Here is a 23,385-nt window from a genome sequence, read left to right on the forward strand (position 1 = left end):
GGCCCCGTCGCCCCGCGTACCGTCCGCCCGTTTCGCGTGCCGCTCGCCGCTCGCCGCTCGCCGCAGGGGGATCGCCGCAGGGGGATCGCGGGGCGGGCACGTGCGCGACTCCGCGGACCCGGCGCGCGGGCCGGCCGCACGGAACGCACTGGTGCAACGCGACCGCCGGCGGCCCTGCAGTCCGCCCTGCAGCGGTTCTGCAGCGGTTCTGCAGAGCCCACCGGCACGCTGTGAGCGTGACGGACATCATCCTGCTTTCGGACCACCGCGTGGCCGGGACCCAAGTCGCCGACAACGGCGAGCCCTTGGTCGACACCCGGGAGGCCGGCGCGCTGCGCGTCGACACCCGGCAAGCAGACGGCGACGGCTCGTACGCGCATGTCAGGGCCGGCGTCCTGCGCCGGCTCCTGCTCGCCCAGGACGCGCTGCCCGCGGGCATCCGCCTGCTGGTGGTCGAGGGCTTCCGGCCGGCCGCGCTGCAACGCCGCTACTTCGACGAGTACGCGACCACCCTGCGCACCGCCCATCCGGACGCCCGGCCGGACCGCATACGGGAGTTGGCCAGCGCCTACATCTCGCCTCCGGAGGTCGCCCCGCACGTCAGCGGCGGAGCGGTGGACCTGACGCTGTGCACCGCGGACGGTGAGGAACTCCCCCTCGGAACCGAGGTCAACGCCACCCCCGAGGAGAGCGAGGGCCGCTGCCGCACCGGCGCGGCCGGCATCGGCCCCGAGGCCCGGGCGAACCGGGCGGTGATGAGCCGGGCGATGACGGCGGCGGGGTTCGTCAACTACCCGACGGAGTGGTGGCACTGGTCGCACGGGGACCGGTACTGGGCGCTGATGACCACGGCGCCGACCGCCAAGTACGGGCCCGCCACGCTGTACCGCCCGTGACGCTCCAGCACGAAGAAGCAGGCACGCACCACCGCAGTACGAGACGGACGGACCCCGGGGGAACACCATGGAAAGCACCTGCATCGCCCCGACGATGAGGGACAAGTCGTCCCTCGCCGTGGAGGGCGCGGACAGCACGAACACGACGACCGGAACCCACCACATGACCGCGGCCGAGTTCGACGAGGCCTTCACCGCCGTGATGCCGAGACTGCGACGCCGGCTGCTGGCTCTGACCGGCAATCCGCACGACGCCGACGACCTGCTGCAGGAGACGTATCTGAGGCTCTCCCGGCGGGCACGCGCCCGGACCCTGGTGCGGCAGCAGCAGCCGTACGCCTACACCTGCGCGGCGGCGCTGAACCTGCTGCGCGACCAGTGGCGCCACCCCTCTCGCCAGGAGCGCTGCACCGACCGGCTGCCCGAGCAGAGCTGGGACGGGGGCTTCGCCAGCAGGGAGGCCGAGACGGTGGCGACCGCGCTGCTGCGCGGGCTCTCCGCGAAGGAGGCCGCCGCCGTGATCCTGGTCGACATCGAGGGTCTGACCCATGACATGGCGGGCGAACGCCTCGGCGCGCACCGGGGCACGGTGCAGCGCAACCGGATGCGCGGACTCGCCAAGATCCGCGCCGCACTCGACGCATACGAACCCGCCTCCGCGCACGTCTCCTCGACGAAGGCCGACGAAACCGCGCGGCCCACGCCCGCGGTGTGACCGGCGGCGGCCCGAGGCAGACCGACCGACTGCCGGGCCCCGCAGACCACCGAACACCCGTACGGCGAGGGCACGTTCATGGACCGCTCACCCGTACCCGACTCATCCGTACAGCGCTCGAACCACATCAGGGGGACCCTTATGCGCCGCACGAACCGCACACTGGCGGTGGCCGGAGGACTGCTGCTCGCCACCACGCTGAGCTGGACCGGTGCCGCGACGGCCGCCGCGTCACCGGCTCCGTCGCAGGCCGTGGCCGCCGCCGACTGCCGTGCCCTGGAGGGCGCGTCCGCGCAGGCGCGGGCGATCGTCGACGCCGCGTGTTCCCAGATCGGGGTGCCCTACTCGTGGGGCGGCGGCTCCCTCCACGGGCCGACGTACGGTCAGGACTACCCCGGCGGCGGCCCCGGCGCCCACGACAGCCAGGTGAAGGGCTTCGACTGCTCGCATCTGGTCCAGTACGCGGCCTGGCAGGGAGCCGGGATCGCCCTGCCCGAGGGGTCCTGGAACCAGGCCCAGTGGAGCGGTGCCACCGCCCGGTTCGGCCGCGACCAGGGTCTCGGCCCGCTGCAGCCGGGCGACCTGCTGCTGTGGGGATCGAACCCGGGGAACCTCGGCAGCGTCCACCACATCGCCGTCTACCTCGGTGGCGGCAAGATGGTGGAGGCCCGTGAGTCGGGGACGCTCGTGATGGTCAGTGACGTGCGGCTGAACGCCCAGTACGCGGGCGCCCTGCGGATCGCGGGCGGGGAGCAGCCGCCGGCCGGCACCAAGCGCTTCCTGACCTGGGGCACCCAGGTGGGCCTGCGCCCGGAACCCGGCACCGGAAAGCCCCCGGTGACCCGTCTGCCCGGCCCGACGGCGGTGGACGTGCAGTGCCAGGTCCACGGAGAGATGGTCCACGCCGAGGGCTACAGCAACGACGCCTGGTCGTATCTGCCGAAGTACCGGGCCTGGATCTCGAACATCTACATCGACGACCCCGAGGCCTGGCTGCCGGGAGTCCCGAACTGCTGATCCACGGGCGCCGCCCGTACCAGTGAACCGACCCGCCCACTCGCTTCTTTCCGCACGGAGGAGATCTCGTCATGCGCGCATTCAAGCGCCCCCAGTCCCTCGGCATGCTCGTCGCCACGATCGCCGCGACGGCCCTGGTCCCGCTCACGGCCGGCACGGCGGACGCCGCTCCGCCCGCGGGCCCGACCGACTACGCCGGTTCCTGCCCGACCGCCGGAACCATCACCCAGGGCTGGCACTCCGGTCACGACGGCGTCGACATCGCCAACAACCGCGGTACTCCGATCTACTCCACCGGACCCGGTACCGTCATCGTCTCCGGGCCCGCCAGCGGCTACGGCCAGTGGATCCGTATCCGGCACGACGACGGCACGGTCACCGAGTACGGCCACATGTACGAGCGCCTCGTCTCCGTGAACCAGCGGGTGAGCGGCGGCCAGTTGATCGCGCGCATGGGCTCCGAGGGCCAGTCCACCGGCCCGCACCTCCACTTCGAGGCGCACAGCTCCACGTCCAGCACCCGGGGCATGGACCCGGTGCCGTACCTGTCGGCACGTGGGGTGAGCCTGCCGTGCACGCCGGGCAGCGGCAACCCCGGCACCAACTTCACGACCTGGGGCACCAGTGTCCGGGTGCGGGCCGACGCCCGGCTGAACGCGGCGGTCGTACACACGCTGACCGGGCCGACGCCGGTCTTCGTGGAGTGCCAGAAGCGTGGTGACATGGTCAACGCCGAGGGCCACAGCAACGACGCCTGGTCGTACATCCCGGCGCTCGGAGGCTACGTCACCAACATCTACATCGACCACCCCGCCGCCTGGCTGCCGGGGGTGCGTGAATGCTGACCGGCCGCCGTGCCGGCGGGAGGGGTGTCGCGGCGGTCGTCCTGGCCGCCGCGGCGCTCCTCACCCCCGGCGTCACCACATCGGCGCAGGCCGCCGACTCGGCGCCCTGCACGCCCGATCCGGACTACCGGGGCACGTACCGGTGCCCGATCTGGGGGACGAACGTCAACCTCCGCTCCGCTCCCGACCCGCGGGCGCCGGTCGTCTCGACGTCGCCCGACGGCGGGTGGCTGAGGGTGCTGTGCCAGGTCGAGGGCGGTCGCGCGGACTACGGGGGCCACTGGCACACCTGGTGGGTCAAGACCCCGGCGGTGGGCATGGCGCCTTCGGCCTACATGAGTGAGATCTTCCTCGTCGGGGGCGGCGACAACGAGCGTGACGCGGGTCTTCCGACCTGCTGAACCTCCCGGCCCGCGACAGCACGGCGAGATGCCCCCGGGACCACCGCGGTCCCGGGGGCATCTCGCCGTGCGTGCGACGAGGACCGGCCCCGTGCGGAGAGCCCGGTCCTCATACGGCGCGGCACGCGTGGCCGTCCTGCCGATGGTGCGAGCGACGCACCGACCGTCGACCCGAGGATGGCCATGAAGACTCCGAACAGCACACACGGCGGGCGCTTCACCCGGTCCGCCCGTCGTCGCGTGGCGCATGCCGGTGTGTGTGCCGCGGCTCTCGCGGCGCTCGTCGGCGCCACCGCGACCGCCGCCTCCGCCGAGGCGCCCGCTCCGCCTCCGACGGTCCAGGCCGACGTACCTGCCGGGGTGACGGCGGGAGTCGCCGTCTTCGACCGCCAGACCGGTGCGTTCACCGAGCAGTTGAACACCGCCGGGCAGTTCCGGTCGGCCTCCGTCGTGAAGCTGCTGATAGCCCTGGACGTGCTGTGGAACCGCACTCCCGACTCCTTGCCGGCCGCCGACCGGGCCCGGGTCGACAGCATGCTGCGCGGCAGCGACGACGCCGCCGCGAGCACGTTCTGGGCGAACAACGGCGGTGGCGCGATCATCGACCGGATGATCCCGCGGCTCGGTCTGACGGACACCGCCAGGCCGCCGTCCACCCACCCGGGCTTCTGGGGCTACACGGCTCTCTCCGCCCGCGACACCGTGAAGATCTACCGCTATCTGCTGGACTCCGCTCCGGCGCCGATCCGTGACTACATGCTGGGCAACCTGCGGGAGTCGACCCGCTGCGCCACCGACGGCTACGACCAGCACTTCGGGATCGCCGGCTCGTTCAACCGGCCCTGGGCCGTCAAGCAGGGCTGGTCGGGCTTCAGTTCGGGCGGGTGCACGGCATCGGCCGCCGCGAGTAGTTCGGCGCGGGAGTCGACCGCCTCGACCGCCGGGGGGCCGGGCGCCGCCGACGCGGGTGCCAGCGCCGTCGACCTCGCGCGTCCGGCGCTGCACACGACCGGTGTGGTGGGCGCGGGTGACCGCTCCATCGTGGTCGTCTACACCCTGCACCCGAGCGGGACGTCCTACGGCAAGGCCTACACGGACGTCGGCCGTCTGACCCGCTCGCTGAACGTCCCCGGCGCCTCACGCCCGGCCGGTACCTGGGTCAGCACCTGGGGCTCGGGCGTCCGGGTCCGCACCCAGACGACGACCACGTCCGGCACGCTGACGACGCTGCCCGCGGGCGTCGAGGTCCTGGTCGACTGCCAGAGGCGTGGCCAGCAGGTCAGCGCGCCGCCGTACCTCAACGACTGGTGGGCCCATCTCCCGCAGTACGGCGGCTACATGACCAACATCTACCTCAGCGTGCCGGAGAACCAGGTGCCCGGGGTGCCGGTCTGCTGACCCGCCGCCGACCGGGACGGCGCGCGACTCGCACGGATCGAGTCGCCGCGCCGTCCCCCCGGGGCGCAGGGCTGCGAGGGCAGGAGCGGACACCGCACGGACCACGGCCGCTCCGCGAGGGGACACAGTGGTCCTGGGGCAGTTGATCCCCACCACGCGGAAGGCACTTCCGTGTGGTCAGGCCTGTCCCAGCGCCGTCCGCAGGGCGAGCGGGGTCGCTGCCGCCCATGCCTGCGGGGAGCAGGCATGGGGGTACGGGACGGGGCCCGCGTCACCGGATCGGGCGTAGCCGGCGATGACCTCGGGCAGGCGGTAGCCGTGCCCGGCCGCCGCCGTGATCAGGCCCTCGGAGACCGTGGCGACCTCGTCGTCGAGCCCGTAGCGGGCGAGGCCCAGGGCGATGACCGCGTTGTCGTGCGGCCAGGCGCTCCCGCGGTGGTAGGAGAGCGGGTGGTACGGCTTCTGACCCGCCGCCAGGGTGCGGATGGCCCAGCCGGAGAAGAAGTCCGGCTCCAGCAGGCGCCTGCCCACGCGGTGGGCCTGCTCGGTGTCGAGGATGCCGGACCACAGCAGGTGTCCCGCGTCCGACGCGAGGGCGTCGACCTGGCGGCCGTGCCCGTCGAGGGCGAGGGCGGGGAAGTCGGCCCCGGGCATCCAGAAGTCCGTCACGAACCGGCCGCGCAGCCGGTCGGCGACCTCGCGCAGGCGCTGCGCGTACGCCTCGTCCCGCCAGACGTCCTGGGCGAGGTCCGCCGTACGCACGAGCGCGTCGTAGGCGTAGCCCTGGGCCTCCGAGACCGCGATCGGGCCCTCGGCCTGGGTGCCGTCGGTGAAGCAGATGGCGCCGGCGGAGTCCTTCCAGTTCTGGTTGACTAGTCCGCCCGGGTCGGGGGTGTAGACGAGGTAGCCGTGCTTCTCCAGGCCGCCGTCGGTGAGCATCCAGTCGACGGCCCGCCGGGCGTGCTGCTCCAGCCTGACGGCCAGGGTCCGGTCGCCGGTCGCCTCGTGGTGGGCGTGCAGGAGGACCAGGAACAGCGGGGTCGCGTCGACTGCGCCGTAGTAGCGGCCGTAGGGGATCTGGCGGAAGTGGGCCAGTTCGCCGTGGCGGGTCTCGTGGACGATCCGACCGGGCTGCTCTCCGCTGAAGGTGTCGTAGTCCTGGCCCTGGGTCGCGGCGAGCGCGCTCAGGGTGGCGGCGGCCGTCGCCGGCCGGTAGGGCAGCAGGAAGTACGAGGTCAGCAGGGAGTCGCGGCCGAACAGGGTGAGGAACCAGGGGATGCCGGCGGCGGGGGCGTACACCTCTTCGCCGTCGACGCCGGTGACGGGGATGGTCAGCAGGTCGACGTCGGCCAGGCCGCGTGCGCAGGTGCGGGCGAAGTCGTCCGTGGGCGCCGCGGTCTGCCGGTGCGTGTGAGGCACGGCCGGGACCGGGACCGCCGGGCCGTGCGGCTGCGCGCGGACCGTCAGAACGAGCTCGGCCTGCCCGTGGCCGTCGAGCTCCAGGTGCCAGGTCAGGGTGTGCGCGGTGGAGTCCTGAGCCGTCCCCGCGGGCTCCGCAGCGTCCGGGGCCGGGCTGCCGGTGACGGTGGTCCGGGCGTGCCAGTCGCCGCGCCGGTAGTCGAAGCGCAGGCCCTCGTCGGTGCGTCGGCTCTCGTAGCCGGCGCCCGGCTTCGGGTAGTGGCGGTCGTCGGCGCGCAGCTCGAACAGGTCGGCGAAGTCGGCGTCGACGGTGAGGTCGACGCGCGCGGTCACCGGGTCGGGGCGGTTGCTCACCAGGCGCAGGTGTTCGGTCAGCGTTCCGGCGCTGACGGTCTGCTCGCGGAAGACCGTGTAGGCGGGCGGGTTGTCGCGCGTGCCCTGGGGGGTCAGGACACTGGCGGCGGTGTCGTCCGTCTCCGTCGTCGCGGGCACCAGGGCCGTCGGTGCGGTGCCGTCGACGGTGAGCTGCCAGCGGCTGAGGTGACGGGCGTCACGCAGGAACAGTCCGTCGGGCGTGCTGCCGCGGGTGCCGGTGATGCCGCCCTCGGTGTCGAGGCGGGCGAAGGTGGCGTCGCGGACCAGCTGGACGCGGGTGTCTGCCGCGGTCATCGTGTGCTCTCCTCGAGGTCGGCGCACAGCAGGTCGAGGGTGAGGGCGGCGGTCCACGAGAAGTTCCGGGCTCCGCGCGCGGCGCCGGTCATGGGGTCGACGTACTCGGCGAACTCCGACTTCCCGGCCTCGGCGAGGAAGCCCTGGCGAAGGCGTTCGGCCTCGGCGTGGTGGCCGTGGGCGCGCAGTCCTCGCTCGATCAGCCAGGCCGTGTTGAACCAGGCCGGGCCGCGCCAGTAGCGCGTGCTGGCGAAGGCGTGGCCGGTCAGGTCGTAGCTGGGGACCAGCCGTGTGGCCGGTGCCGAGAAGTGCGGGCCGTCGAGGGTCTCGCGCAGGCGGGCCACGACGGCGTCCGGCAGGTGCGGGACGACGAGCGGGATCAGGCCGCTGACGCTGCGCTCGTCGATCAGGGTGTCGTCGCCCAGGTCACGCACGCGGAACAGTCCGGCGTCGGCGTCCCACAGGCGGTCCACCAGGCGCCGGGTCAGGGCCTCGGCGCGCGCGGTGTGGTGTTCGCCGTTCGCTCCGAGCTCCTCTGCCATGGACGCCAGCGCCAGTTCGCTGACGATCAGCAGGGCGTTGAAGCCGGGGTCCTCCACGGCGAAGCCGTGCGGGGCCTCGCGATCGTCGTAACCCGCGGCGCGGTAGTCGGTCGCGAGGCGGACGTAACGGCCGTAGTCCAGGTCGGTGGGACGGTCGGCCGGGTGGCCGTGGTCCAGGTCCGCGCGCTGGAAGCTGCCGGGCGAGGCGGGCGTGACGCGTTGCAGGGGCTGGTCCCAGCAGGGGCTGTTGTCCATGCCGGGCTCCCACGGGTGGACGACGGCCGCCAGTCCCGCGCCGCCGAGGTCACGGCGGGTGAGGAGATAGTCGTGCCAGGCCACGAGCCGGGGGTGGAGACGGGCCAGGAAGCCCCGGCGCCGTGATTCGTCCGGGTCGGCCTGGTGCACCAGCCAGGCCGCGAGGGCGTGCACCGGCGGCTGGACGATGCCGGAGGTCTCGGTGGCCGACGGGGCGCCCGCCGCACGGCCGGCGCCCGAGGAGCGCCAGAAGTCGGGGCTCGGGAAGTAGGCGTCGTGCGGCACGGCCTGGTTGAACTGGATGTGGGGGATGCGCCCGTCGGCCCACTGCCCGGCCAGCAGGGACTCCAGCTCCTGCTGTGCGCGGCGCACCGACAGGTGCCGCAGGCCGATGGCGATGAAGGCGGAGTCCCAGCTCCACTGGTGGGGGTAGAGGGTGCGGGAGGGAACGGTGGAGGTGCCGGTCCAGTTGTCGATGAGGACCCGCGCCGCACCGCGCCGCAATGTCAGGGTGGCGGCGGCGGTGGGCACGGGTCGGTCCAGGAGGGAGCTCACGCGCCGGACCTCTTGAGGAAGGCCGGGACGGAGCGGACCGCGGCGACCGGGTCGCCGGTCAGGCGGCATTCCAGGGCGAGGTAGCCGTCGTAGCCGATGGTGTGCAGGGCTGCGAGCCAGGCGGGCCAGTCGAGGTGTCCGGCTCCGGGCTGGAACCGGTTGGAGTCGGAGACCTGGGCGTGGCCGATGACGTCGGCGTGGGCGAGGATCGCGGCGGCGGGGTCGCTCTCCTCGATGTTCATGTGGTAGCTGTCGATCCCGATCCTCACGGAGTCCAGTCCGGTCGCGCGGATCAGGTCGGCGGCCTGTTCGAGCCGGTTGACCATGTGGTCCTCGTACCGGTTGAGGGGCTCCAGGAAGAGGGTGACACCCTCCTTGCGGGCGTGCTCACCGAGCTCCGTCAGCCCGGCCAGCAGGACCTCCCGGTCCTCCTCCTCGGTGCGCGGGGGCTCGAAGGGCGGCAGCCGGCGCGAGAACATGCCGTAGGAGGCCGGCGTCTGGGCGCCCAGGCCGCCGATCTCGGCGATCACGGTGAGCTGCGACTTCATCTGGGCTATCGCGTCACGGCGGACATCGGCGTCGAAGGCGCCGAGGAAGTGCAGCATGTCGACGCAGACCGTCGGCATGACCACGCCGTCCTTGCGGGCCTGCCGCAGTTCGGCCAGGCGCGAGGCGAAGTGCAGATCGCCCTTGCCGCGCAGTTCGATGGCGTCGTAGCCGGCTTCCTGGGCGAAGTCCCACTTGGCCTGCAGGGTGTCTCCGGGCAGGAGTTGCTCCTGAGCGGCGGTCTTGAGCATGAGGGGGGCCTTTCAGAGCTCTCAGAATTCCAGCACTACCTGCAGCGCCTCCGCGGGGCGCTCGTCCAGCAGCACGTACGCCTCGGCGGCGTCGGCGGCGGGGACGACATGGCTCACCAGGGCGGCGACGTCCACCTGTCCCTCGGCGACCAGCCGCAGGAAGGTCCGCTGCAGGCGCTCGACCGTCCAGCGGCCGGACAGCTGCGGGGGTACGCCACCGATCTGGGAGCAGATGAGCTGGACGCGGTTGTGGTGGAACTCGTCGCCCAGGCGCAGGCCGATGCCGTCGCCCTGGTAGAAGCCCGAGGCCACCACGCGGCCGCCGACGGCGACGGAACGCACGGCGTCGTGGAGGGCGGGGTAGACGCCGCTGATCTCGATGGCGAGGTCGGCGCCGAGCCCGGCGGTGGCCTCGCGGATGCGTTCGGCGACGGCGTCGGTGCGGGCGTTCAGGGTGTGCTGGGCGCCGTAGCGCTTGGCGGTCTCCAGGCGGCCGTCGAGCGCGTCGACCGCGGTGACGCGGGCGCCGTTGAGCTGCGCGAGCCGGGTGGTGAGCAGGCCGATGACGCCCTGCCCGAACACGGCGACGTCCTCGCCGACGTGGATGTCTCCGGCCAGCACGGCGTTGTAGGCGATGGCGCCGACCCGGGCGAAGGCGCCGGCCAGCGGCTCCAGCCCCGTCGGCAGGGTGTGGCCGATCATGCGCTCGACGGGGACGATGCCCTCGCTGCGGTGGCCCCAGATGCCCCAGACCAGGTCGCCGGGCTCGGGGAGCCCCGGGGTGCCCGCCAGTTCCGGCGACACCTCGACGACTTCGCCGACCTCGGAGTAGCCCCAGCCGGCCACGGGGTACTCGATGCCGGCGGCGCCGTCGCGGAACAGCCGCGCCTCGGGGTCCCAGGTGCGCGTCAGGTACGGGTTGGTGCCGCGGTAGGCGGTGAGCTCGGTGCCGGCGGAGATGCCCGAGTAGCGGGTGCGGACACGGAGGTGCCCGGGCGGCAGATCGGCTCTGTCGTGCTCGGCAACCTCCACCTGGCGGGGGCCGGTGAATTGAACGACGCGTTCCACGGAGGGCTCCGGAAGGGGTGCGGTTTTTTTCGGTTGCGTCGACAATAACCCCAACTTATGTCTTGTCAAGAAGCAAAACTGATGCTGAGATGCGTTCTTAGTAGACGTAAGTGGGAACGAGGACACGCATGCGCACCAAGAGCCGGCGATCGATGACGATCGCGGTCAGCGTCACGGCAGCCCTGGGTGTCGGGCTGCTGTCGGGCTGCTCCACCAGCACCGGGCCCGGCAAGCCGGACCGCGAGATCACGGTCTGGTCCCAGGAGAACCTGCCGGATCGCATCGCCGCGCAGGAGAAGATCATCGACGGGTTCGAGAAGGAGTCGGGCGTCAAGGTCCGTCTCGTCGGGGTCGACGAGGGGCAGATGCCGCAGCTGATCATGTCGGCGGCGGCCTCCGGCACGCTGCCGGACGTCATCGGCGCGGCCCCGATGGGCCAGGTCTGGCAGATGTACACCAACGGCCTGCTCGACACGAGCATCCCGAAGAAGATCATCGGCGAGCTGGGGCGCGACACCTTCAACCCCAACGCCCTGGACCTGACCACCGACGGGAACAACAGCCTCGGGGTGCCCTCCGACGCCTGGCTCCAGTTGCTGGTCTACCGCAAGGACCAGTTCGACCGGAAGCAGCTGGCGGCCCCGGACACCTACGACCGGGCGCTGGCCGCCGGCAAGGCGCTCACCACCAAGGGGAACGACGGCATGTCCGCCGCCACCGACCCCGGTGACGTCTTCACCTCGCAGAGCTTCGAGAGCGTGGCCCTGGCCAACGACTGCCAGCTGGTCGGCGACGACCACGAGATCGCCCTCGAATCCCCGCAGTGCCAGACCGCCTTCAAGACCTACGACGAGCTGGCGCGCACCTATGGGGCCCCCGGCACCCAGACCGTGGACTCCACCCGCGCCACCTACTTCGCGGGCCGGTCCTCGATGATCGTCTGGTCGTCGTTCCTGCTCGACGAGCTGGCCGGCCTGCGCAAGGACGCCCTGCCCAGCTGCCCCGAGTGCCGCAAGGACACGGAGTACCTGTCCTCCAACAGCGGCATCGTCACCGCGATGCAGGGCCCCGACGCCGAGGAGGCCGCGCAGTTCGGCGAGATCACCTCCTGGGTGACCACCAAGACCGCCGAGAGCGCCGCCTCGCAGGAGTTCATCGAGTACATGATGGGCGCCGGCTACGAGTCCTGGTTCGGCATGGCGCCCGAGGGCAAGATCCCCGTCCGGCAGGGCACGGCAGCGGAACCCGAGCGCTACATCGAGGCGTGGCGGCACAGCGAGATCGGCGTCGACACCAAGAAGCCCTTCGACCAGGTCTTCCCCGCGAGCCTGCTCAACCAGCTCGCCGACGGCGTCAGCAACATGCGCCGCTGGGGCATCACCCAGGGCGAGGGCGCGCTCGTCGGCGCGACCAACGGCGAACTGCCGGTGCCCAAGGCCATCGGCGCCATGACCAGCGGCCAGTCCTCCCCCGCGGAGGCGGCACGCGAAGCCGGCGACGAGGTCGCCGCCCTCCAGAAGTCCCTGCAGTAGCCGTCCGCCTGCACGTCACGAAGGTCCCCTCATGACTACAGCTCCAGCCGGCGCGCCGCAGCGCCGGGACACCAGCCCCGGGCCCGCCGAGCGGCCCGCTCCCCCGGGCCGCCGCCCGATGACCGCAAGCCGCCGCGAGAACCGCGCGGGACTCGCGTTCGTCTCCCCCACGTTCCTCGTGGTCTTCGTGGTGGTCATCCTGCCCATCCTGTGGACCGTGCTGCTGGCGTTCCAGGACGCCAAGCTGGTCGACATCCAGGGCATGGGCCTCCTCGGCGACTGGTCCCTGAAGAACTTCTCGCAGGTCTTCGACTCCGCGGGCTTCTGGTCCAGCCTGGGCACCACGCTCATCTACACCGCGGGTGCCACTCTCGGCTCCGTCTCCCTGGGACTGGTCGCCGCGCTGGCGCTGCGCAAGCCCTTCCGCGGCCGCGGACTGCTGCGCGCCGCCATGCTGCTGCCCTACGTCGCCCCCGTCGTGGCCGTGGCCTTCGTCTGGGAGGTCGCGCTCAGCCCGCAGTACGGCGTGGTGAACGACTGGGGCCGGCGCCTGTTCGGCTGGGACGACCCCATCGCCTTCCTGTCGACCCGCGAGTACGAGGTGCACCTGCTCGGCCTGCACTTCGACATCCCGCTGGCGCTGCTGACGGTCATCGCCTTCGAGTGCTGGCGCTACTTCCCCTTCGCGTTCCTGTTCATCCTCGCCCGGCTCCAGGCGGTACCGGACGGCCTGGAGGAGGCCGCCCTGGTGGACGGCGCCACCCAGAGCCAGCGCTTCCGCCACATCCTGCTGCCCCAGCTGATGCCCGTCATCGCCCTGCTGTGTGTGCTGCGGTTCATCCTCACCTTCAACAAGTTCGACGACGTCTACCTGCTGACAGGTGGTGGCGCGGGCACCGACGTGGCCGCCGTCCGTGTCTACGACTTCCTCACCGCCCGTTACGACGTCGGCGCCGCCGCCGCCCAGGCTCTCGCCCTGGCCGTGGTGCTCATGATCCTTCTGGGCCTCTACTTCAAGTTCTTCGGCAACAAGGTCAAGGAGGAGTCGTGACCCGCAAGACGGCCCTGACCCGGGCACGGTTCGAGGACGGACTCTTCGGCGTCCTGCGCTGGGTCGTCATCGCGTTCCTCGCGGTGATCACCGTGGTGCCCTTCTACTACATGCTGGTGCTGTCGCTGAAGCCCATCGACGCGCTGCTGCTCGACCCGGGATCCCTGTGGATCTCGGCCAAGGACTTCACCCTGTCCACCTACCAGGACGTACTGCGCTCCACCGACGCCGGCGGCCAGGGCTTCATGAAGTTCCTGCTCAACTCCGCGATCGTCGCGCTCGGTACGGTCGCCCTGACCATGCTGGCCGCCGTGCCCGGCGCCTACGCCGTGAGCCGGCTGAAGTTCTTCGGCCACCGCCAGGTCAGTGCGATATTCCTGGCCGTCTACATGTTCCCGGCGACCCTGCTGGCCGTCCCCCTGTTCGTCGTCTTCGCCAAACTGGGGCTGTCCTCCAGCCTGGTCGGACTGGCCGTCGTCTACGTCGCCCAGACCGTGCCGGTGTCGATCTACATGCTCCGCAACTACCTGGTCACCATTCCGCGCTCCATCGAGGAGGCCGCCGCCCTCGACGGCGCCAGCAGGATGCAGACCGTGCGGAAGGTGATCCTGCCGCTCGCCCTGCCCTCCCTCATGGCGACCGGTCTGTACATCTTCATGATCGCCTGGAACGAGTTCCTCTTCGCGCTGCTCTTCCTGGCGGCCGAGCCCGGCAAGTGGACGGTCCCCCTCGGACTGGCTCAGCTCTCCAACGGCATCGAGGTCTCCAAGACCGTGCTGATGGCGGGATCCGTGGTCCTGACGATCCCCGTGGTACTTCTGTTCTTCGCCGCGGAGCGTCTGCTCACCGAGGGCCTGACCAGCGGCGCCGACAAGAGCTGACACGTGAAGGGACAGTCGATGACGCCGAACCAGGTCAGCGCGGGAGAACTGCTGCAGCTGATCCGCAGCGGCCGTGCCAACACCCGCGCCGACCTGCAACGCGCCACCGGTCTGTCCCGCTCCACCGTCGGGCACCGGCTCGACGCCCTCAACCGCGCCGGGTGGCTCCGGCACACCACCGGTGCCTCGACCGGCGGCCGCCCCTCGCACCGCATCGTCTTCGATCCGTCGCACGCGTCGGTCATCGCCGTCGATCTGGAGACCCGGCACGCCCGCATCGCCGTGCTGGACCTGGCCGGCACGATCCTCGCCGAACACGCCGGGCCCCTGGACATCACCGCGGGCCCGGACCAGGTGCTGGACCAACTCGCCGCGTGGTTCCCGGAGCTGATCGCCGCCGCCGGCGTCGATCCCGCGCGGATCGCCGGCATCGGTCTCTCGGTCCCCGGTCCCGTGGAGTGGGAGAAGGGCCAGGTGATCGAACCCCCGATCATGCCGGGCTGGGACCGCTACCCCGTCCGCGAACGCATGCAGAAGGCGTACGCCGACCATGTGGGTCCCAGCATGGAGGACGGCCCCGTGCCGGTCTTCCTCGACAACGACGCGAACCTGATGGCACTGGCCGAGCACCAGGCCAACCACGCCGACTGTTCCGCCTTCGTCCTCGTGAAGGTGTCGACCGGCATCGGCGCGGGCGTCGTCATCGGCAACGACGTGTACCGGGGCATCGACGGAGGCGCCGGTGACATCGGCCACATCCGTCTGCACGACCGGTCCGACGCCCTGTGCATGTGCGGCTCCTACGGCTGTCTGGCCGCCGTCGCCAGCGGCCGGGCGCTGGCCAGGGAGCTGTCCGCCCTGGGCATGGACACCGCCTCCGGATACGACGTCAAACGCCTCCTCACCGAGGGGCATCCCGACGCGATCCGCCTCGCCCGCGAGGCCGGGCGGCGTGTCGGCGAGGTCCTCGTCACGGTCGTCACCCTGCTCAACCCCGGGGTGCTGATGCTCGCCGGGGACCTCGCCGGCGTCTCCTTCATGACCGGCGTCCGCGAGCTGCTCTACCAGCGCGCCATGCCCCGCACCACCGCCAACCTGCAGATCGTCACCTCACGTCTCGGCGACCACGCCGGTCTGATCGGGGCCACGGCCATGGTCGTCGAACTGCTCTACTCGCCGGCCCGCGCCGACGCCCGCCTCAACCGCCTGATGCTCGCCGAGCAGGCGAGCGCTCCCCCGCAGACAGGAACGTCGTGACCAGCACACCCGCCCCCTGGACCCATCGGCCCGTCGAGGTCGGACTCGTGGGCGCCGGCCCCTGGGCCCGCGCCATGCACGCGCGGATGCTCGCCGCGGGACCGGAGACCCGGCTGGCCGCCGTCTGGGCCCGCCGTCCCGAAGCCGCCCGGCAGACCGCGGAGCCCTACGGGGCGCATGTGGCCGTCGACTTCGAGGACCTCCTCGACCGCTGCGAGGCCGTCGCCTTCGCGGTCCCGCCCGCCGTCCAGGCCGAACTCGTCCCGCTCGCCGCCGAGCGGGGCAAGGCCGTCCTGCTGGAGAAGCCGCTCGGCCCCGATCTGGCGTCGGCCCGCCGTGTCGCGGACGCCGTCGCGGAGGCCGGCGTCGTCTCCCAGCTCGTCCTCACCAAGCGCTACCACCCCACCACCCGGGCCTTCGTGGAGTCGGCCCGTGCGCTCGACGTGACCGGCGCTCGCTCCTGCTACCTCCACGGCGCCTTCCTGGGCGGTGACTTCGCCACCGGCTGGCGCCTGGAACACGGCGCCCTGCTCGATCTGGGCCCGCACCTCATCGACCTCCTCGACGCCGCCGTGGGGCCGATCACCGACATCCGCGGCACCGGGGACCCGCGTCGCTGGATCGAGTTGACGATGCGGCACGAGAACGGCGCCGTGAGTCAGGCGTCCCTGTCCGGAGCCGTCGACGTACCGCGCGCCGTGACCCGCGTCGAGCTGTTCGGCTCCGGGACGCAGGCGGTCTACGACACGGCGGGCATCGACCACGAGGAGTGCTGGCCGATCCTCCGGCGCGACTTCGCCACCGCCGTGCGCACCTCCACTCCGACCGAACTGGACGCACACCGGGGGCTGTACCTGCAGACCCTCATCGAACAGGCCACACCGCGGTGACGACGTGACACCCCGGGGGTGACGTCCGCCTGAGCCGGAGCCGCCGAACCGTGCGACTGGTGCCCGGGGCGGCTCCCGGCCGATGATTCCCGCAGGACGATGCGCACGCCGCCGGAGGCGTGCTTCCGGAGGGGGAGTTCATGGCTCAGTGGGTGATCACCGTCGATCCCGTCGACAGCGACCACGGGACCAAGACGGTCGCCAGGTTCCAGGGCACGAGGGAGGAGGCCGAAGCCGCCCTCTACAACGCCGCGTCCACCGGGGAACCGGAGTTCGCCGTCCTGCGCACGCTGCGGCGCGAGATCTTCCGGTACGGCGACGGCGCCTACTACGTCTGCCTCTACCGTCGTTCGGACCAGCCCCGGCACCAACTGGTGTTCCGCTTGGCGGAGCTGGTCCTCGACACCGCCTGGGCGCAGGAGCGACGACCGGACCCGCAGGAGCCCGAGGACCGGGTCTCCGATCCCTGGCGTCCGTGAACCGTGCCGGTTCGCCGCTACCAGGCGACGGGCAACTCGATCGGGAAGCGCCGGATGGTCCCCTTGTCCCAGCGCACCTCTTCCGGCGACACGGCGAGCCGCAGCCCCGGGAACCGCTCCACCAACCGCCCGATCGCCACTTCCAGTTCCGCCATGGCCAGCGGCACGCCGATGCAGCGGTGCCCGCCCCAGCCGAAGGTCATATGGGGCCGGGAGGGCCGGTCCGGGTCGATGAGGTGCGGGTTCGGGTAGCGCTCGGCGTCGCGGTTCGCCGTGAGGTACGACACATGGACGAAGTCGCCCTTGCGGATCCGCACCCCTTCCATCTCGATGTCCTCCAGAGCGATCCGGGGGATGCCCACGCCCTTGCGGAAGGGGATGACACGGAGGAGTTCGTCGAGGACGCCCGTCAGGTCCTCCGGCCGGCTCTCGACGCGCTTCAGCAGTTCGGGGTGGGTCAGGAGGAGGTAGACGATGTTGCTGATCTGGCAGGTCGCCGTGTCCTGCCCGCTGAGTGTCAGCGTCAGGGCCATGACGGCGATCTCCTCGTCGTCGAGCATGTCCTCGTCGACCTTGGCCGCGACCAGGGCGCCGATCAGGTCCTCCTCGGGCGTCCTCCGCCGCTGCCGGACCATGTCGATGAAGTAGGCCCGCAGGTCGGCCTTGGCGGTCGCGGCAGTGGCGCGGCTGTCCGGGCCGGTGGCGAGCAGGTGCTGCAGGTTCTGGCGCATCAGCGCCCAGTCGTCCCGGGGGATCCCGAAGAGATCGAAGATGGTGTGCTGGGGCAGGGGGTCCGACAGATGACGGACCAGGTCGGCCCCGGGTCCCTGCGCGGCCATCCCGTCGAGCAGGCTGTCCGCCAGCCGGGTGATGCGCCCGCGCATCCCGTCCACCTGCCGCTGGGTGAACGCCTGCGACGCCAGGCGCCGGATCCGGCTGCTGTACGGCGGGTCCATCACATTGATCGACTCGGTGGAGACGATGGGTTCCGGGGTCAGCCGCGGGTAGTCGTGGTCCACGATCGCCGCCCGGCTCAGCCGGTGGTCCGTGGTCACCCGCCGCACCCCTTCGAAGCCGGTGACGAGCCAGGCGTCGGCGTCACCGTACGGCAACCGGATCCGGGCGATGGTCCCGCGGTCCATCAGCTCCGCCAGGGAGGGGTCGAATTCCATGCCTTCGCTGAAGTCGAACGGACACGTGATCGCTTCGTCGCCTGGGGTCATGACGCCGTACTCCCTCGATGCCTCGGCTTGCTTGCGTTGTTCCATGCATAAGCCACCGCGGAGGGCTCAGCCACCGGGATACACCCGATGCGCTGGTCGCCCGCTCCCGGCCGGCCCGGTGGTCGTCGGCGGGACGCCGGCCCGTCGGCCGCACGCACGGAGCGACCCGGAGCAGCGGCAGTAGGGTGGAGGCGGGGGAGACATCTGTCCGGACGACAAGGGGAGCCGAGGTGAGCTGGTCCGCCCTCAGCCGCTACGGCGTCGACCCGGCGCCCGGAGGACTCGCCTTCGTACAGGAACTGATGAGCACGATCGCCGCGGGCAAGCCGCGCCAGGCGGACCTCCTCGCGGACCCGGACACCGCCGCGCACTGGCTGAGCCACGCGCTGTCCGGCCTCGCGGGCCGGCCCGAGAAGGCGGTCCCGGCCGTGGCTCTGGACACGGAGGACCTGGAAAGACTGCGGGACTTCCGCGACGACCTACGGCGCACGGTCACCGGCCCGGACGACGACGCGGACGGAACCGGAGGGCCGGCGCCGACCTCGCTGCCCACGGTCTCCCTGAGCATGCACTGGGACGAGACGGGGCGCGTGCAGCCGATGCCCCGCGGATCCGGCTGGCGACTGGTGGCCTCCCTGGCGGCCATCGAGGTGTTCAAGGCGCAACTGGACGGCTCCTGGAGCCGGCTCAAGACGTGCCGCAACCCTCGCTGCGCCGTGGCGTTCTTCGACCGCTCGAGGAACAACAGCGGGGTCTGGCACGACGTCAAGATCTGTGGCAACGCGGCCAATCTGCGTGCGTACCGCGCGCGTCAGCGGTCGATCCGCACCACTCCATGACCGTCGACCGCCCTGGGGACCGGCCCGGTCAGGGCCGACGCGACTGCTCCATCAACTCGGCCATCGGCATGAGGTCGTCCGTGCCGGAATCGGCCCACTCGACCCGATAGAACCAGGAGCGGTGCAGGGCATCGAACTCCTTGCCGACGACGCGCCCTCGCCGCCCCCTGATCCGCACGGCGGTCCCCGGCCCGGGGAATGCGGCACGTCTGTGCCGCGGTGCATCGGTGACGGTACCCATCGAAACGCCCTTCCAGGCCGGCTTGGCCGCCGCGAACCGTCCTCCAGCGACGCCCCGGCGATCCTCTCCCATGGGCCCCTCAACGACGAGACGACTGACCATATTCCCTGGGCGAACCGGAGCCACGCCCGACGGCGGTTCACACGTCGACCGCGGGTTCTCCTCACCGACGGGCGGCGCTCGGCCTTCCCGGCGCCCGCGGTCCCGCCGCGACCGGTACGCGCCGCCGCGACCGTCCCGGCGCCGTGAACGGCGGGCACCACCCCGACGACGGCCACCCCTGCCGACACCTAGCCGACATAAGCTAACCTCGTTCACCTATGTCGCTCAAATACTCAACGACGAGCCGTCGAGCGTTTCCCTCCCGACAGAGCCCCGCCGCCTGTCGGCGCCCTCCTCTCGAGACTCCCGAGGCCCCCGCATGAACACCGCCCTCGCCGCTGCCCGTCCGCCCCAGGCGGCACCCGCCGAGCGACCGCCGGTACGCGCCTGGCTGCAGCCGATCCTGATCGCGCTCGTGGTCGTGTCCGCCTTCATCAGCTGCTACGTGGGCCTGGCACGCGCTCCGCAGCCCCACCGCATCCCGGTCGCGGTGGTCGGCGGCCAGCTCTCCTCACAGATCCAGCAGGCCCTGGGCGACAGCGTCGACGTCCGCACCGAACCGAACGCCGCCGCGGCGGACCGGGCGCTCAAGCACCGGGACGTCGCCGGAGTGCTGGTGCCTCAGACCGCCGGCGACCTGTCGCTCGAGGTCGCCGGGGCCAACGGGCCGTCGACGACCGGAGCGGTGAAGAGCCTGATATCCGCCTACGCCCACGGCGCGGGCAGGACGGTGTCCGTGAAGGACGTCGTGCCGCTGACCCACTACGACAGCCGGGGATTCGCGGCTTTCTACGTCGCCTTCGGCGTCACCCTCTCCGGTTTCGCCCTCGCCCAGAGCATTCTGGGCCTGTCGCAGCTGCTGCGCCTGCGGCATCGGTTCACCGTGATGGCGGGCTTCGCGGCCCTCGCCGGTGTCGTCGCCGCGACGCTGGCCGGGCCTGTTCTGGGCGCGGTGCCGGCACCCTTCCCCCTCCTCGCCGCGACCCTGGCCCTGCTGGCCGCCGCAGCGGCGTTCACGACCAAGCTCCTCGGCACGTACTTCGGCCCGGTGGGCATCCCCATGGCCACCCTGCTCCTACTGACAATCGGCAACGCCACGAGCGGAGCCACCATCGGCGAGGACCTGCTTCCCGGCGCGGCGCACCTCGCCTCGGCCGTCCTGCCCCCCGGGGCCGCGGTGCGGGCGATCACCAATCTGAGCTATTTCGACGGGGCCCACACGCTCACTCCGCTGGCCTGCCTCGCGGCTTGGGCCGTCTGCTCCGCGCTGCTGGTGTGGTGCCGATCCGGCCGCCGGGCCGCGAAGAGCCGACAGGCGTAGCCCGCCGGGACCGACAGACGAGGACATCCTGCCAAGGCGGTGTCGCACACCCCGGAGTCAAGGGAAAGTGAGCGACACATCCACATTGCGTCACCGGCTTGACTGGTGACGATCTACCGAGCCATGCTTACGTCACCACCTCGACAGGTGACGCATGGAGCGTCGCCCGGAGCCGGCGACGCCACCAACCCGGAGCAGCTCTTCGCCGCCGCTTGGGCCCGTCCGGAAGATCAAGCTGACCAGCACCGCCATCACCGCGGACGTGACCCTCGCCCACGACGACAAGGGTGAGTTCTCCCTCTCCGCCACGCTGAGCCCGCGCATCGGGGGCGTCGACCAGGACACGGCGCAGGAGCTCGCGGACGCCGCTCACCAGATCTGCCCGTACTCCAAGGCGACCCGCGGCAACGTCGAGGTAAGGATCCACGCCACCGCCGAGTAGCCCGCAAGCCCGTCACGCGACCGCGGGCGGGGACCGTGACCGCAGCAGCGGGGCGGTGACGCTCGAACGAGACGTCACCGCCCCGCTTCTCCGCGTGCGCGCCCGGACCCGCTCACTCCCGAGGCCCGACGACCCGCTCTCGCCGGGCACATGACGAAGCCCCCACCGCGGCGCTCTGCACGCTGGCGATGGGGGCCGGCCTCGTCGTGGCCGCCGGACGGCGGGTGGGGTTCCGGCCGCGCCGCCGGTGCGAGGCACCGACGCGTTCCCGGGCCCGGCCGGACGCTCACGCTCCCGGGCCGGGCCGCCGTTCACAAACGCGTCAGAAGACCTGCACGAAGCAGCCGAACGCGATGGCGACCGCACCGACGATCGCGGCCGGAACGGCAAGAAGCCTGGACAGATGCATGGCACTCCTCTTTCGGCTCACAGGCAGGTGCGAACAAGCCACTCGTCGGGGTTGTAGGTGTCCTTCGTCGGGTCCGGCACGGTGGCCGGCCGCTCCTCGACCGTGTCCTCCAAGCGGATCCGCGCCGGTAGTGCGCCGAACCGTTCACGGCGCAGGGCCGCGGCAGCAGTCGAGTCGGTCGTCTCTTCGTGTGTCATCTCGCCCTCACGCACGCTGGGGGTCGGACAGGGTCGCTCGGATGGTGGCCGGAACGGACCCGGATCGGGTCACCGTCACGTCACCACCCCAAGTAGTGACGATAGTCGACCCTCGCACCATCACCTGTCAAGGGAGTGACGATGGGCTGCCGGGGGACCACCAGCCGTGACCAGCCGCCCCTCAGCCGGCGCCGACCGCCTGCGTCTGCTTCCTGCGCGCACGGTAGGCGGCCGCCTTGAGCTTGTTTCCGCAGGAGTCCATCTCGCACCACTGCCGACGCATGCCGCGCGACCGGTCGATGTACACACGGGTGCACTCGGGGTTGCCGCACTCCTTCATCAGCGGCACATCCGCCCCGCTCAGCAGCTCCACCGCGTGGCGCGCCACCACGGACAGGGCCTCTTCCTGTGTGGCGTCGGTCCATCGCCCCGTCGCGGTCAGCTGCGGCGCCGCGGGAGGCTTGCGCGCCGCGTTGTTGACCACCGCGAGCGCGCCCCGGTCGTACGCCTCCCCGGCGACGCGAGCCGTGACCAGCTCGTAGATCGCCTCGCGCACGATCACCGCCCGCTCGACGTCGGCCTCGCCGCCCGGGGTGACCGCGTCCACGATGCCGGACTCGAGGTACCAGGCGTCCAAGCGGTCCCCGGCGACGAACATCTCGAACCGCACCGACCTGCGGGCCCGCAGCGTCGCCGCGAAGTCGAGGGCGGGATTTCCGCACGGAAAGGCATGCTCCAGATTCACGTCACCATGTTGGCAGGTGACGTCACTCCCTGCAAGGTCGCGGTCCGGTTGCCCCGCTTCCACGGCGGTGATGGGATGGACGTGCTCTCGCGTTGGCCTGAAGGCATCCAGGAGACACAGATGAGCAGCTACCGCGTCGCGCAGGTCGCCACACCGAGCGGGCCCTTCGAGATCGTCGAGCGTGAGGTGCCGCGTCCAGGGCCCCGTCATGTACGCATCACCGTGGATGCCTGCGGAATCTGTCACAGCGACGACTTCTTCGTGAGCGCCGGGGTCCCCGGCGTCCGGTTCCCGGTCGTTCCGGGCCATGAGATCGCCGGGCGCATCGAGGAACTCGGCGAAGGGGCCGAGGACAACGGGTGGACCGTCGGGGACCGCGTGACCGTGGGCTGGTTCGGAGGGAGTTGCGGTCGCTGCACGCCCTGCCGGCAGGGCGACTTCATCGTGTGCGAGAACCTGAAGGTCCCCGGCTGGGCGTACGACGGAGGCTTCGCCGAGTCCGTCGTCGCGCCGGTCGACGCCCTGGCACGGATTCCCGACGCGCTGACGGCGGTCGACGCGGGACCCATGGCCTGCGCGGGCGTGACCACGTACAACGGCCTGCGTCACGGCCCCGCCCAGCCGGGCGACCTGGTCGCCGTGCTGGGCATCGGTGGTCTCGGCCATCTGGCGGTCCAGTACGCCGTCGCCATGGGCTACGAGACGGTTGCCATCGCCCGGGGCGGGGACAGGGCGGAGCTCGCCCGACAGCTCGGGGCCCACCACTACGTCGACAGCACGGGCTCCACCAGCGTCGCCGACGCCCTTCAGTCCCTCGGGGGCGCCAAGATCGTGCTCGCCACCGCCGGGGCCTCCGACGCCATCGCGGCGACGGTCGACGGACTCTCGCACCGCGGCGAGCTCGTGGTCATCGGGGTCGATCCCGATCCCGTGGCGATCAGCCCGGCGCAACTCATCATGCGGGCCAGGACCGTGCGCGGTCACCCTTCCGGAACGGCGCAGGACGTACGGGAGACCATGGCGTTCAGCGCGCTGCACGGTATCCGTCCGGTGGTGGAGGTCATGCCCCTGGGCCAGGCCGACGAGGCGTACCGGAAGATGCTCGCCGGTCGCGCCCGCTTCCGTATGGTGCTCACTCCCACCTGACACCACCTCAGGCAGGCACGTCGGGCCGCTCACCGACGGCGTTGTCAGAGGGC

General features: G+C 71.6%; 24 protein-coding genes. 16 read left to right on the forward strand and 8 right to left on the reverse strand.

Features of this window, described 5'->3' with window-relative positions; all coding sequences use genetic code 11:
• The first annotated feature begins 236 nt into the window (after positions 1–236).
• From ACWCPM_RS17115 to ACWCPM_RS17140, 6 genes are all read left to right on the forward strand, one after another.
• Positions 237–896 (forward strand): M15 family metallopeptidase, encoded by a 660-nt coding sequence (locus tag ACWCPM_RS17115; RefSeq protein WP_450976984.1) that lies wholly within the window; start codon positions 237–239, stop codon positions 894–896.
• A 163-nt stretch (positions 897–1,059) separates the two neighbouring features.
• Positions 1,060–1,611 (forward strand): RNA polymerase sigma factor, encoded by a 552-nt coding sequence (locus tag ACWCPM_RS17120; protein ID WP_450977056.1) that lies wholly within the window; start codon positions 1,060–1,062, stop codon positions 1,609–1,611.
• Between the two features lie 141 nt (positions 1,612–1,752).
• A complete protein-coding gene (locus ACWCPM_RS17125) occupies positions 1,753–2,628 on the forward strand; it encodes a C40 family peptidase (RefSeq protein WP_450976985.1) in 876 nt (291 codons plus the stop codon).
• Between the two features lie 71 nt (positions 2,629–2,699).
• Positions 2,700–3,473, forward strand: coding sequence for a M23 family metallopeptidase (locus ACWCPM_RS17130; protein WP_450976986.1), 774 nt, complete (start codon positions 2,700–2,702; stop codon positions 3,471–3,473).
• Positions 3,467–3,874 (forward strand): hypothetical protein, encoded by a 408-nt coding sequence (locus ACWCPM_RS17135; protein ID WP_450976987.1) that lies wholly within the window; start codon positions 3,467–3,469, stop codon positions 3,872–3,874. The genes ACWCPM_RS17130 and ACWCPM_RS17135 overlap by 7 nt, the downstream gene beginning before the upstream one ends.
• Before the next feature lie 183 nt (positions 3,875–4,057).
• Entirely contained in the window at positions 4,058–5,272 is a 1,215-nt protein-coding gene (locus tag ACWCPM_RS17140; protein WP_450976988.1) for a hypothetical protein, read from the forward strand.
• A gap of 177 nt (positions 5,273–5,449) precedes the next feature.
• On the opposite strand, the gene ACWCPM_RS17145 is transcribed toward ACWCPM_RS17140, so the two are convergent.
• Genes ACWCPM_RS17145 through ACWCPM_RS17160 form a run of 4 tightly spaced genes read right to left on the reverse strand, consistent with a single transcriptional unit; the run spans position 5,450 to position 10,577 of the window.
• On the reverse strand, positions 5,450–7,360 hold the full coding sequence (locus tag ACWCPM_RS17145) for an amylo-alpha-1,6-glucosidase (protein WP_450976989.1): 1,911 nt from the start codon (positions 7,358–7,360) through the stop codon (positions 5,450–5,452).
• On the reverse strand, positions 7,357–8,712 hold the full coding sequence (locus ACWCPM_RS17150) for an MGH1-like glycoside hydrolase domain-containing protein (RefSeq protein WP_450976990.1): 1,356 nt from the start codon (positions 8,710–8,712) through the stop codon (positions 7,357–7,359). The genes ACWCPM_RS17145 and ACWCPM_RS17150 overlap by 4 nt, the downstream gene beginning before the upstream one ends.
• A complete protein-coding gene (locus ACWCPM_RS17155; RefSeq protein ID WP_450976991.1) occupies positions 8,709–9,509 on the reverse strand; it encodes a sugar phosphate isomerase/epimerase family protein in 801 nt (266 codons plus the stop codon). Before ACWCPM_RS17155 ends, ACWCPM_RS17150 begins: the two co-directional genes overlap by 4 nt.
• Positions 9,510–9,530: 21 nt before the next feature.
• Positions 9,531–10,577 (reverse strand): zinc-dependent alcohol dehydrogenase, encoded by a 1,047-nt coding sequence (locus ACWCPM_RS17160; RefSeq protein WP_450976992.1) that lies wholly within the window; start codon positions 10,575–10,577, stop codon positions 9,531–9,533.
• Between the two features lie 128 nt (positions 10,578–10,705).
• Here ACWCPM_RS17160 and ACWCPM_RS17165 point away from each other — a divergent pair, with 128 nt between their 5' ends.
• The 6 genes from ACWCPM_RS17165 (at position 10,706) to ACWCPM_RS17190 (ending at position 16,667) form a co-directional block, all read left to right on the forward strand.
• A complete protein-coding gene (locus ACWCPM_RS17165; protein ID WP_450976993.1) occupies positions 10,706–12,109 on the forward strand; it encodes an ABC transporter substrate-binding protein in 1,404 nt (467 codons plus the stop codon).
• Positions 12,110–12,140: 31 nt separating this feature from the next.
• The gene (locus ACWCPM_RS17170) at positions 12,141–13,160 is read left to right on the forward strand and encodes a carbohydrate ABC transporter permease (protein ID WP_450976994.1); all 1,020 of its coding nucleotides are present in this window, start codon (positions 12,141–12,143) and stop codon (positions 13,158–13,160) included.
• Complete coding sequence (locus ACWCPM_RS17175; RefSeq protein ID WP_450976995.1) at positions 13,157–14,041, forward strand: carbohydrate ABC transporter permease; 885 nt, start codon at positions 13,157–13,159, stop codon at positions 14,039–14,041. Before ACWCPM_RS17170 ends, ACWCPM_RS17175 begins: the two co-directional genes overlap by 4 nt.
• Positions 14,042–14,059: 18 nt before the next feature.
• Positions 14,060–15,298, forward strand: a complete 1,239-nt coding sequence (locus ACWCPM_RS17180) for an ROK family protein (protein WP_450976996.1) — start codon at positions 14,060–14,062, stop codon at positions 15,296–15,298.
• Complete coding sequence (locus ACWCPM_RS17185; protein WP_450976997.1) at positions 15,295–16,188, forward strand: Gfo/Idh/MocA family protein; 894 nt, start codon at positions 15,295–15,297, stop codon at positions 16,186–16,188. The genes ACWCPM_RS17180 and ACWCPM_RS17185 overlap by 4 nt, the downstream gene beginning before the upstream one ends.
• 140 nt (positions 16,189–16,328) lie before the next feature.
• Positions 16,329–16,667 (forward strand): hypothetical protein, encoded by a 339-nt coding sequence (locus ACWCPM_RS17190; protein ID WP_450976998.1) that lies wholly within the window; start codon positions 16,329–16,331, stop codon positions 16,665–16,667.
• Between the two features lie 17 nt (positions 16,668–16,684).
• Here the strand turns inward: ACWCPM_RS17190 and ACWCPM_RS17195 are convergent, their stop codons facing one another.
• Positions 16,685–17,890: a cytochrome P450 gene (locus ACWCPM_RS17195; protein WP_450976999.1), complete on the reverse strand. Its 1,206-nt coding sequence runs from the start codon at positions 17,888–17,890 to the stop codon at positions 16,685–16,687.
• A 230-nt stretch (positions 17,891–18,120) separates the two neighbouring features.
• Between ACWCPM_RS17195 and ACWCPM_RS17200 the strand changes: the two genes are divergently transcribed.
• A complete protein-coding gene (locus tag ACWCPM_RS17200; protein ID WP_450977000.1) occupies positions 18,121–18,729 on the forward strand; it encodes a CGNR zinc finger domain-containing protein in 609 nt (202 codons plus the stop codon).
• A gap of 28 nt (positions 18,730–18,757) precedes the next feature.
• On the opposite strand, the gene ACWCPM_RS17205 is transcribed toward ACWCPM_RS17200, so the two are convergent.
• The gene (locus ACWCPM_RS17205; RefSeq protein WP_450977001.1) at positions 18,758–18,907 is read right to left on the reverse strand and encodes a hypothetical protein; all 150 of its coding nucleotides are present in this window, start codon (positions 18,905–18,907) and stop codon (positions 18,758–18,760) included.
• A gap of 484 nt (positions 18,908–19,391) precedes the next feature.
• On the opposite strand from ACWCPM_RS17205, the gene ACWCPM_RS17210 reads away from it, so the two are divergent.
• Positions 19,392–20,393 (forward strand): hypothetical protein, encoded by a 1,002-nt coding sequence (locus ACWCPM_RS17210; protein WP_450977002.1) that lies wholly within the window; start codon positions 19,392–19,394, stop codon positions 20,391–20,393.
• Between the two features lie 262 nt (positions 20,394–20,655).
• Positions 20,656–20,835 carry a hypothetical protein gene (locus ACWCPM_RS17215; protein ID WP_450977003.1) on the forward strand — a complete coding sequence of 60 codons (180 nt, stop codon included), beginning with the start codon at positions 20,656–20,658 and terminating at the stop codon, positions 20,833–20,835.
• A 426-nt stretch (positions 20,836–21,261) separates the two neighbouring features.
• On the opposite strand, the gene ACWCPM_RS17220 is transcribed toward ACWCPM_RS17215, so the two are convergent.
• Together ACWCPM_RS17220 and ACWCPM_RS17225 are read right to left on the reverse strand one after the other, a co-directional pair.
• A complete protein-coding gene (locus ACWCPM_RS17220) occupies positions 21,262–21,441 on the reverse strand; it encodes a hypothetical protein (RefSeq protein WP_450977004.1) in 180 nt (59 codons plus the stop codon).
• Positions 21,442–21,622: 181 nt separating this feature from the next.
• Complete coding sequence (locus tag ACWCPM_RS17225) at positions 21,623–22,186, reverse strand: CGNR zinc finger domain-containing protein (protein ID WP_450977005.1); 564 nt, start codon at positions 22,184–22,186, stop codon at positions 21,623–21,625.
• A 120-nt stretch (positions 22,187–22,306) separates the two neighbouring features.
• Here ACWCPM_RS17225 and ACWCPM_RS17230 point away from each other — a divergent pair, with 120 nt between their 5' ends.
• On the forward strand, positions 22,307–23,332 hold the full coding sequence (locus ACWCPM_RS17230; RefSeq protein ID WP_450977006.1) for an alcohol dehydrogenase: 1,026 nt from the start codon (positions 22,307–22,309) through the stop codon (positions 23,330–23,332).
• Positions 23,333–23,385 lie beyond the last annotated feature (53 nt).

It is taken from the genome of Streptomyces sp. NPDC002309, assembly GCF_053593375.1.

Coding starts and splice junctions, on each gene's coding strand:
- ACWCPM_RS17125 (WP_450976985.1), top strand. CDS start 1,753: ATGCGCCGCACGAACCGCACACTGGCGGTGGCCGGAGGACTGCTGCTC.
- ACWCPM_RS17135 (WP_450976987.1), top strand. CDS start 3,467: ATGCTGACCGGCCGCCGTGCCGGCGGGAGGGGTGTCGCGGCGGTCGTC.
- ACWCPM_RS17165 (WP_450976993.1), top strand. CDS start 10,706: ATGCGCACCAAGAGCCGGCGATCGATGACGATCGCGGTCAGCGTCACG.
- ACWCPM_RS17210 (WP_450977002.1), top strand. CDS start 19,392: ATGAACACCGCCCTCGCCGCTGCCCGTCCGCCCCAGGCGGCACCCGCC.
- ACWCPM_RS17195 (WP_450976999.1), bottom strand. CDS start 17,890: ATGACCCCAGGCGACGAAGCGATCACGTGTCCGTTCGACTTCAGCGAA.
- ACWCPM_RS17180 (WP_450976996.1), top strand. CDS start 14,060: ATGACGCCGAACCAGGTCAGCGCGGGAGAACTGCTGCAGCTGATCCGC.
- ACWCPM_RS17170 (WP_450976994.1), top strand. CDS start 12,141: ATGACTACAGCTCCAGCCGGCGCGCCGCAGCGCCGGGACACCAGCCCC.
- ACWCPM_RS17220 (WP_450977004.1), bottom strand. CDS start 21,441: ATGACACACGAAGAGACGACCGACTCGACTGCTGCCGCGGCCCTGCGC.
- ACWCPM_RS17230 (WP_450977006.1), top strand. CDS start 22,307: ATGAGCAGCTACCGCGTCGCGCAGGTCGCCACACCGAGCGGGCCCTTC.
- ACWCPM_RS17155 (WP_450976991.1), bottom strand. CDS start 9,509: ATGCTCAAGACCGCCGCTCAGGAGCAACTCCTGCCCGGAGACACCCTG.
- ACWCPM_RS17120 (WP_450977056.1), top strand. CDS start 1,060: ATGACCGCGGCCGAGTTCGACGAGGCCTTCACCGCCGTGATGCCGAGA.
- ACWCPM_RS17190 (WP_450976998.1), top strand. CDS start 16,329: ATGGCTCAGTGGGTGATCACCGTCGATCCCGTCGACAGCGACCACGGG.
- ACWCPM_RS17140 (WP_450976988.1), top strand. CDS start 4,058: ATGAAGACTCCGAACAGCACACACGGCGGGCGCTTCACCCGGTCCGCC.
- ACWCPM_RS17145 (WP_450976989.1), bottom strand. CDS start 7,360: ATGACCGCGGCAGACACCCGCGTCCAGCTGGTCCGCGACGCCACCTTC.
- ACWCPM_RS17130 (WP_450976986.1), top strand. CDS start 2,700: ATGCGCGCATTCAAGCGCCCCCAGTCCCTCGGCATGCTCGTCGCCACG.